This window comes from Romboutsia sp., assembly GCF_051659545.1.
In the GTDB taxonomy this organism is placed as follows: domain Bacteria; phylum Bacillota; class Clostridia; order Peptostreptococcales; family Peptostreptococcaceae; genus JBOFOR01.
Genome location: NZ_JBOFOR010000205.1, coordinates 1 through 9069, shown reverse-complemented (window position 1 = coordinate 9069; position 9069 = coordinate 1). Strand labels below are relative to the sequence as shown.

Genomic DNA, 9069 nt, shown 5'->3' with positions numbered 1-9069 from the left:
TATATAATTAACTTTTGTATTTTTCTCTTATTTCCTTTATTTTTATAATATCTATCTTAGTTAATTTAGATATCATTCCTTCATCAAGACCTTCGCCAAGCATGTTTAATACTATTTCTGTATCTCTATCTTCTCTACCATTTTCGAAAGTTTCTAAAAAGAAGTTTCTTCTTTCATTTATAGCATTCTCTCTCATTCTATATAACTCTGCTTCTTTAGGGTCCCTACTCAATCTTGCCAACTCTATTTTTGCTTCATGAAGTGCATCATATTTTGCTTCAAGTTCTACTATTTTTTCATTATTTGGATCATTTAAAAATGCAGTCCAAAGAGATAACATATCATCTTGGTCTATTTCTTTCATCTTTGGTATTTCCACAAAATGCATTTCCATAACATCAGTTAACATATTATTATTTTCTTTATTCTTTAATATATATACATTATGAAACTTTTCTTCTTCTAAAAGTTTAAAATCCAATACATTTATACATATAGTTCTTGGTAAACTACTATACTTTCCTTTTACCTTGTATTCTCCTGCAAATATTTTTGACCAATAATACAAACTTCTTTTTATCATATTTTTTTCGTCGGCTCTTTGCATCTCAATATTTATCACTTCACCATTTTGAGTTGTTGCTAATACATCTAGCCTTGAAAAACTTTCTTCTATATATTCTTTAGTTATTTCAGTATTCTTTATTTTAACCTCTGTTATCGGTGATTTTGACTTTATACATGCATTTAAAAAAGATATCAATATATTTGGGTGTTTTTCACTTCCAAATATGTTCTTAAATATATAATCCACTTTTGGATCAAATAATTGTGTACACATATCTTACCTCCATTAAAGAAAAGCTACACTTTTTCTTTATCTTGTACGTTTATATATAAAAATTATATCCTACTTTTTTTAATTTTAGAAGGTTTTATTATTTTTATTTTGTATTTGAATAGCCGAAGGCTTTCTTATGCCTTCGGCTTTCAGTTATCTTACTTCTTCACTTCACACATCGCTACGCGGGCATCTCATCTAAATTGCCTTTCGACATTTTTCGTACCACCGGACGTTTTTGCCTAGGAGCTTGCGACTTAGTTTCTTACTATTTTGTATATCCGCTTAGGTTGTAGCTGTTAATGAAAATACTATATTATTTCTAGTTCTTCATCTTTGTTTTTAAGTAGTTTTTTAAGTAATTCTAGTCCTGGAACTAATACACATCCTATACCAAAAGATACTATACTAAAAGTATGCATACTCATTGGTGGTTTGGGTATCTCTAGTGATGTAGGTCCCATTATTACTGCGTATATAGATCCTATCATTAGTCCTATTATGCAGTATATAGTTTTTGCTCTATGCTTTCTAAGTAATTTTCTTACTATTCTTACAGTTATCAGTATTCCTACTAATATTCCCATTATAAATATTATAATTGCTGGCAAGTATTCAAAGTTTAATTTTAGTACTTGGTTTATTGCTGTAAGTATAGGAGCATATAGACCAAATATTAGAAGTATAGTAGAACCTGATATACCTGGTAATACCATGGCTGATATTGCTATCATACCTGATAAGAATATATATACTAGAAATAGTAGGTGTAGGTTATCTATTTTTAATGAAAAACTTTGACCACTACTTGCTGCTGGATTTAGGTATGTCATTGCACAAACTACTATTATACCTATTATTAGAAATATTATATTTCTTTTATGGCTAGTTAGTGTTTTTATTTCTGATTTTACTATTAATGGAATGGATGCTATTATAAATCCTAAAAACAAGGAGTTTATTTGGTATATATTTTTCTCAAATACAGAGGTTATAAATAATACTGATAGTATAAACCCTGTTACCCATCCTATTCCTATTTTAGATAGAAATTTAAATGCATTTATTCTATCTGTTTTATTTCCTGATATTAGGTTGTTTAGAGAGTTTACGAAATTATCATAAAAGCCCAAAATAAATGCGACTGTACCACCTGACACACCTGGTACACTATCTGCTAGTGCCATGCAAAATCCTCTAATAAAATTTAATATATACACCTAAGCCCCTCCCTTTGCACCCACGAGGTGCTTGTGATTATGTCGACTACATGGTCTACATTTTCACTTAATATATTTTTTATTTATTGTATATCTATATTAGCTAAGTCTTGTTCTTTGATAGATATTCCTAATATATGAGTAAGCTGTCTTTATTATAGCTTAATCAATTCCTAAATGCTTATACTGTTCTATCCATGCGATGATATATATAGCGCTATATACAATATCATTACATTTTTTGACATTTTTTGCACCCCCGGGCGTCATTTTGAAGAAAAGAAGAGTCCACCAACTTGTTTAATTAAACCATTTGCTTCTAATTCAAATAACTTATATTCATCTATATTTAGACTAGACTTTATTTCATCTAGTGTTTGTCCTTCTTTTGAATAGCACATTATACATTTTTTTAATGAGTTTTCAACTATATCCTCAACTGACAAATATGGTTTTATACCTTCTTTTATTAGTATATTTGTTCCCACGCTAGTACTACTATTTATATTACCTGGCACTGCGTAAACTTCTTTTTTATATTGAACACCACATCTAGCTGTAAATAATGATCCACTATCCTTTGATGCTTCTACCACAACTATTTTATCAGATAGTATTGCTATCAGTTCATTTCTTTTTATAAAATTTTGTTTAATATTTGTTGTACCTGGCTCAAATTGAGATAGAATAGCACCATTTTCAATTATTTTATTCATTAAAGTCAAGTGCTCACTTGGATAGCATATATCTACTCCGGTTCCCAAAATAGCTATTGTGTAATTGTCATTGTGCAAAGCTACTGTATGAGCATAACTATCTATTCCTTTTGCCATACCACTTATTATAGGTATTTTCTTTGAAGATAAAGCTTCCGCTAATTCTACAGTTATATCTTTGCCATAATGAGAACAACGTCTCGACCCAACTATTGCAACTGAACTATCAAATTGTTTTAAATTGCCTCTTACGTAAAGAATTAAAGGAGAATTATGAAACTTTTTTAATTGACTCGGATAATTCATTGCATCTTTAGTTATAATTTGTATGTTAAGACTTTTACATTTAGACAATATCTTCTCACTCTCAGATAAATCTTTATTATTACTGATTATACTTGCAGTCTTTTCTCCTATACCATCCACTTTCATCAACTCTTCTTTTGAAGAATTGTATACATAAATTACATCACTAAAATAATCAATAAGTTTTGTAGATAATATAGGTCCAATACCTTTAATTTTACTTAACCAAATATAATAAATTTCTTTTTCCATACTTTATACTACAACCATAGTTGCTTGCTCCTTTTCTATTTCTCTACACATAAGAGCCTTTACAATATGTGATTTGCTAATATGCAATTCACCTTCCATATCTGCAAATGTTCTAGCTACTCGGAGGAACTTATGATAAGTTCTTGCACTGTATTGAAATTTATCAAATGCTAATCTTAACATTTTCATACTATCTTCATCTAGCTTACAGTACTCTTTTATAAGTTCAGGAGTCATTTGAGCATTACATGATATACCTATAATATTTTCAAATCTTTTTCTTTGAATATCTCTAGCTAATTGTACCTTATTGGATAAATCTCTTGAACTTGGACCTTTTTTATCATTTGCAAGGTCTAATACATTTACAGTTCTAAAGTACTTTTGTATATCTATCCTATCCATTATTGGTCCTGAAAGTCTTTGTCTATATTTTAGTACTTCGTAATCAGTACATTTACACCTAGACTCTCCATAATATCCACATGGGCAGGGATTCATAGCTGATACTAACATAAAACTTGCTGGAAATACATGAGTATGCCTAACCCTAGCTATGGATATTTTACCATCTTCCATAGGTTGTCTTAGAGCATCCAGTGTTTTTTTATTGAACTCTGCGATTTCATCTAAAAATAATATTCCATTATGAGCTAGAGATATCTCTCCAGGCATAGCAAATATACCACCACCTACCAAAGAATTCATGGATGCATTGTGATGAGGAGATCTAAATGGCCTTTCTGTAATAAGGGTGCCTCTATTTTTTAGCAGACCTGCTACACTGTATATCTTAGTAACTTCCAATGCTTCTTCTTCTGTCATTGATGGTAATATTGTAGGTATTCTCTTTGCTATCATAGATTTTCCACAACCTGGCGAACCAGACATTAAAAGATTATGACCACCTGCTGCTGCCACTGCTACAAATTCTATAGCTGAATCTTGACCTTGCACATCTTGAAAGTCTACTATGTATGGATTATCAATTTTGTGATGGTTATTATCTACTTCTATTTTTTCATAAGGATTTACCCCCGACAAAAAATCAGTTACATCTTTTAGTTTATAAAATGCAAATATATTCATTCCACTTACTAGACTTGCTTCTTTTGCATTGTCTATAGGTACTATAATATTTCTTATGCCTTTATTTTTTGCTTCCATAATCATAGGTAGTACTCCTACACATGGTCTAAGATCTCCATTTAAAGATAGCTCTCCTACAAAAGCATACTTATCTATTTCATCTGATTTCATTTGATTTGATTGTATCAATAAGGCTATTGCCATTCCTAAATCAAAATGAGATCCACTCTTTTTTATATCACTCGGAGATAAATTTATTACTATTCTCATCTTCGGAAACTCAAATTTTGAATTTATTATTGCAGCTTCAAGCCTTTCCTTAGACTCTTTTATAGCGGTATCTCCCATACCTACTATTGATACATAAGGTTTCCCATATAATGTATCTATCTCTATTTTAACTATATATGCATCAATTCCTGCTATAGAAAAACTATTTACTACTGTTGCCATAATTCCTCCTAGTTATTATTTTTTAGGATTCTGATAGTTCCAGTTGTTCTCTCGTTGATTTTAATTTCATTTCAATAAATTCTTTGTATAATCTAAATCTATTTTCATGTTTGAAATACTTTAGCAGTATTTCATCATCAATTAGTTTTACGTCCTTTTCTCCAATTAACATTTGGTAGCTTGACCATTTATAATCACCTGGCATTTCTACCATTCTTGCTTTCACTGGATTTAGATGTACATATCTTGAGGTTTCTAACAATTGGCTATCATTTTCTATTAACTCAAAGTAGTATCTATCTTGAAATAGATGACCTATGTAGTTGTATTTTTTATTAAAGTACTTTGTGTATATTGAGTGTACTCTTGATATTAGCTCTCCTGGTGGCTTTGTATCTGTTTTTAGTATTATATGCACATGATTGTCCATCAGGCAGTAACTTATTATCTTGTAATTGTAGAATTCGTAGTAGTCTAGTGCTTCTTCTAACATTGTTAGGTATACTTGAAAGTCTTCTTCATCTTTGTAGATGTCATTTCTTCGATTTCCTCTCGCTGTTATGTGATATATCGCTCCTTCGTTCCACTCGATTTTCTTTCTTGTCATCTTCATTCACCTCACTTTTTCTGTATTTTCAGTCTTGACTATTTTTTACTCTTATAATCAATTTTTTTATACTTTTTGTGAGATGATTTTTATATAAATTAAAAATTGAGCTAGATTGTATATTTTACAATTTAGCTCAAAATTAAATCCTTAAAAGTTATAAAAGGTGGTTTTCGCACAACCTGCCGGGCGTCCTTGCCAAGTAACTTGTGACTTGGCTTGCTATCTATTTAAGAATAAGGGCTAAGTAATTTTAACTTTTATATTCATCTTTTATCTCTAATACTTTATTTATATCTATTTTTGTCAATTTTGATATAGTTTCTTCATTAAGACCTTCACTAAGCATATTTAATACTATTTCTATATCTCTTTTTTCTATTCCCTTTTGCTCATAATAAATTTTTCTTATTTCATCTATACTCAGATTAGATACACCTCCAATATTTTCTTTATATTCTCTATATTTTACCTTCAGCTCTTCATCTTGTATTAAAAATAGATATTCTAAAAAATCAGCTAGTGCCTTTATCTGCTCATTATTTTTTACTTTATCATAATGAACTAATTCTTCCATTAGCTTTATCTTACTATTATATATATTCTCATCCCTTGGATTTAGTTCTATTAGTTCTTTTGCCATTTTAAATACTAATTTCAATGGATTATCTTCACTTATGTTTTCTAGCTTTACTTTTTCTACATCTATAGTTCTAAAGTTATACACTAATACTTCATCATCTAAATCTAAACATTTATATAAATACTGCTTATCTTTTCCTCTATCACCTTTGTAAGTATATATCGCTGCTGCTATTATTTCTGACTTATCCTCATACTTATATCTAAATTTATCCCATATTCTATAAAAATATCTAAACATTCTTTCTCCAAATACATCGCTTCCACTACTGTAGCTTTGTACTTCTACATGGATGAATAGAATTTTACTTTCATTATTTTTTAATCTTACCTTTATTATTTTATCCGATATTATTAACTGACTATTGTTTTTATCAAAGATATCTTTTTGAATTTCTAATAATTCTTTGTCTAATGCTTCTGTTCCTTTTTCCCAATCTATTTTTTCATATAGCTCTGGAAATAGTAGTTCTACTATCTCTATTTCAAAGGCTTCCAAAATAGATTTCCAAGCTGCATCAAAGTCATGTTTTTGTGTCAATCCTTCTCACTTCCTCGCTTTTCTTATATTTATATTATAGCAAATTTAATCCTTTTTCTATACCTTTTATTTTTTTATATATTTTAATAGCCCAAGGCTTTCTCTTACCTTCGGATTTCCTATTCCTACTCTTCTTAACTCTATATAATCGATTTTTTATACTTTTTGTGAAATGATTTTTATATAAATTAAAAATTGAGCTAGATTGTATATTTTACAATTTAGCTCAAAATTAAATCCTTAAAAGTTATAAAAGGTGGTTTTCGCACAACCTGCCGGGCATCCTTGACAAGGAATCTGTGACTTGGCTTGCTATCAATTTGAAAAGGGAGCCTATTCAAGGTTCCCTATCTTTAAAATAATTTAAATTACTTCACTTCGTAAGTAATATCTTTGTATTATTATCTTATGCATATTTTTTTTATTTGATACATCTTTATATTGAAAAAGGAACCTATTCTAGATTCCTTATCTTTGAAATTAAATTTAAATTACTTCGCTTCGGAAGTAATATCTTTGTATTACTATTTTATCCTACTTATGTTCATTTGTCAAGTTTGCTATTTTACTTTTCGCTTCATCTATATCGGCCACTCCTAGAGTATTCAATATATCTTTCAATGAGTCTTGCGCTATATTTCTTTCCTGTTTAACTTTCTCAATATATAATAAATTTTTATCATTTTTCTTCTTTAATTTATCATAGTGCTTATATATTTCCAATGAATAAGCTATTGCCTTATCTATTTTATTAATATCATCATTATTTAAGGCACATATTTTATCCCCTAGTCTAATTTTACTTACAGTTGTTATTTGGCTTAAATTTACATAAGAAGTACTATCATCATTTCCAAATTTAGTACTTAATTCTACTATAGTTCCTATATTTTTTCCTGTATGAGTTATAGGTGCTACAATTGCTATTGGTGAATTTATATTTGCTTGTCTATTTTGAATTACTACACATGGTCTACCTTGCTTTTGCATTTCACTACCTACACCCATCCCAAAGTCACAGTAAAAAACATCTCCTCTTTTTATATTTCTTATGTTTTGCATAGTCGCATTGTCTGCTCTATAATTTAAGGTCAATTTTCTATTTAACCACTCTATATGCAATTTTGTTTCATCTAATTTTATATTCATTTATACACTTCCTTGCATTCTATACTATGCACTCAATTCTACCATATTCTAATTCTATATTCAAATATTTGTAATCACTGTTGTATAATTACTAGTTTTTATTAAATTAATTACATTATTTTTAATTTTTAGGATACTGATGTCTTATTTTTATTTTGTATTTTAATAGCCGAAGGCTTAACCTCCGGCTTTCATACATCTCACTTTTCCAATTAACACATCGCTGCGCGGGTCTAAATGCGAATTTGCAAAAAAACAACAAATTTCGCACTGCCGGGCGTTTTTGCCGAGGAGCTTGCGACTTGGCTTGCTAATTAAAAAAAGCCATAGCATTCACTATGGCTTTGTACACTTAAGAATAAAGGAAGGTGGTAATCTTCATCTCCTACCGTTAAAAACGTGGCGGCGGCTACCTGTTCCGCCCTCATTATTCTTAATAATATTCTATGCTAATTTTAATATATTAATTCCTTAATATATTATGTATATACTATACTATATCTATACTAAAAAATCAACTCTTTATTTAATATGGTATAAGTGCATTCTTGCTCTTATATTTTTCTACCTTTATTGGATCCATAACAAATAATGTTCTCGCAAATAATTTACCTTTACCTGTTGCTCTTACTGCAACTAAAACATGATTATTATCCTCTATAATATATACCTTAATATATTCAATACTATTTTTCTTAGGATGTTTAGCTATGTATGTAGGATTACTTATTATATCTTGAATATATTCACCATACTTTTTATAATCTTCAGGATGCTCACTTTTCATATGTTCTCTATTACTTTCACCACAAAAAATATCTTGATTTTCATTTATATTAAGACTAAATTCATTTATTATGCGTTTATTAAGTTTTCCAACTACTTCAATTTTTTCCACGGTAAAGCTCCTTAGATTATTATATTTCATCTAATTCATATTACCATAAAACTAATTTATTATACAAGTACCATTCTAATTAACAATTAAATTCAGAGTATCAATATATTTATATTAGCCTCCGGCTTTCATATATCTAACTTTTTAAATTAACACATCGCTGCGCGGGCTTATTCTCAAAAATTCTTTTCGACTTTTTTCGCACCCCCGGCAGGCTGTGCGAAAAGTACCTTAATATGGTATAATTTGATTAAATAACAGTTATTAGGGGGCCTTAAATTATGAACTATATCCAAAATGGAACTAGAGAACAAATTAGACTTGAGTCTATAGAATCGTTTGTTGAAGAAGACAA

The 9069-nt window shown here is 29.3% G+C and carries 8 protein-coding genes; all 8 read right to left on the bottom strand.

Features of this window, described 5'->3' with window-relative positions; translation table 11 throughout:
- Positions 1 to 7: 7 nt before the first annotated feature.
- Positions 8 to 841 carry an Rpn family recombination-promoting nuclease/putative transposase gene (locus tag ACRC03_RS11245; RefSeq protein WP_438652661.1) on the bottom strand — a complete coding sequence of 278 codons (834 nt, stop codon included), beginning with the start codon at positions 839 to 841 and terminating at the stop codon, positions 8 to 10.
- A gap of 311 nt (positions 842 to 1152) precedes the next feature.
- The gene (locus tag ACRC03_RS11240) at positions 1153 to 2061 is read right to left on the bottom strand and encodes a DUF368 domain-containing protein (RefSeq protein WP_438652660.1); all 909 of its coding nucleotides are present in this window, start codon (positions 2059 to 2061) and stop codon (positions 1153 to 1155) included.
- Positions 2062 to 2327: 266 nt separating this feature from the next.
- Positions 2328 to 3335, bottom strand: a complete 1008-nt coding sequence (gene dprA, locus ACRC03_RS11235) for a DNA-processing protein DprA (protein WP_438652659.1) — start codon at positions 3333 to 3335, stop codon at positions 2328 to 2330.
- 3 nt (positions 3336 to 3338) lie between these two features.
- Positions 3339 to 4877 carry a YifB family Mg chelatase-like AAA ATPase gene (locus ACRC03_RS11230; protein WP_438652658.1) on the bottom strand — a complete coding sequence of 513 codons (1539 nt, stop codon included), beginning with the start codon at positions 4875 to 4877 and terminating at the stop codon, positions 3339 to 3341.
- A gap of 22 nt (positions 4878 to 4899) precedes the next feature.
- Complete coding sequence (locus ACRC03_RS11225; protein WP_438652657.1) at positions 4900 to 5484, bottom strand: transposase; 585 nt, start codon at positions 5482 to 5484, stop codon at positions 4900 to 4902.
- A 253-nt stretch (positions 5485 to 5737) separates the two neighbouring features.
- Positions 5738 to 6667, bottom strand: coding sequence for an Rpn family recombination-promoting nuclease/putative transposase (locus ACRC03_RS11220; protein WP_438652656.1), 930 nt, complete (start codon positions 6665 to 6667; stop codon positions 5738 to 5740).
- A 534-nt stretch (positions 6668 to 7201) separates the two neighbouring features.
- Positions 7202 to 7816 carry a type II toxin-antitoxin system PemK/MazF family toxin gene (locus ACRC03_RS11215; RefSeq protein WP_438652655.1) on the bottom strand — a complete coding sequence of 205 codons (615 nt, stop codon included), beginning with the start codon at positions 7814 to 7816 and terminating at the stop codon, positions 7202 to 7204.
- Between the two features lie 526 nt (positions 7817 to 8342).
- Complete coding sequence (locus tag ACRC03_RS11210; protein ID WP_438652654.1) at positions 8343 to 8714, bottom strand: PBECR2 nuclease fold domain-containing protein; 372 nt, start codon at positions 8712 to 8714, stop codon at positions 8343 to 8345.
- Positions 8715 to 9069 lie beyond the last annotated feature (355 nt).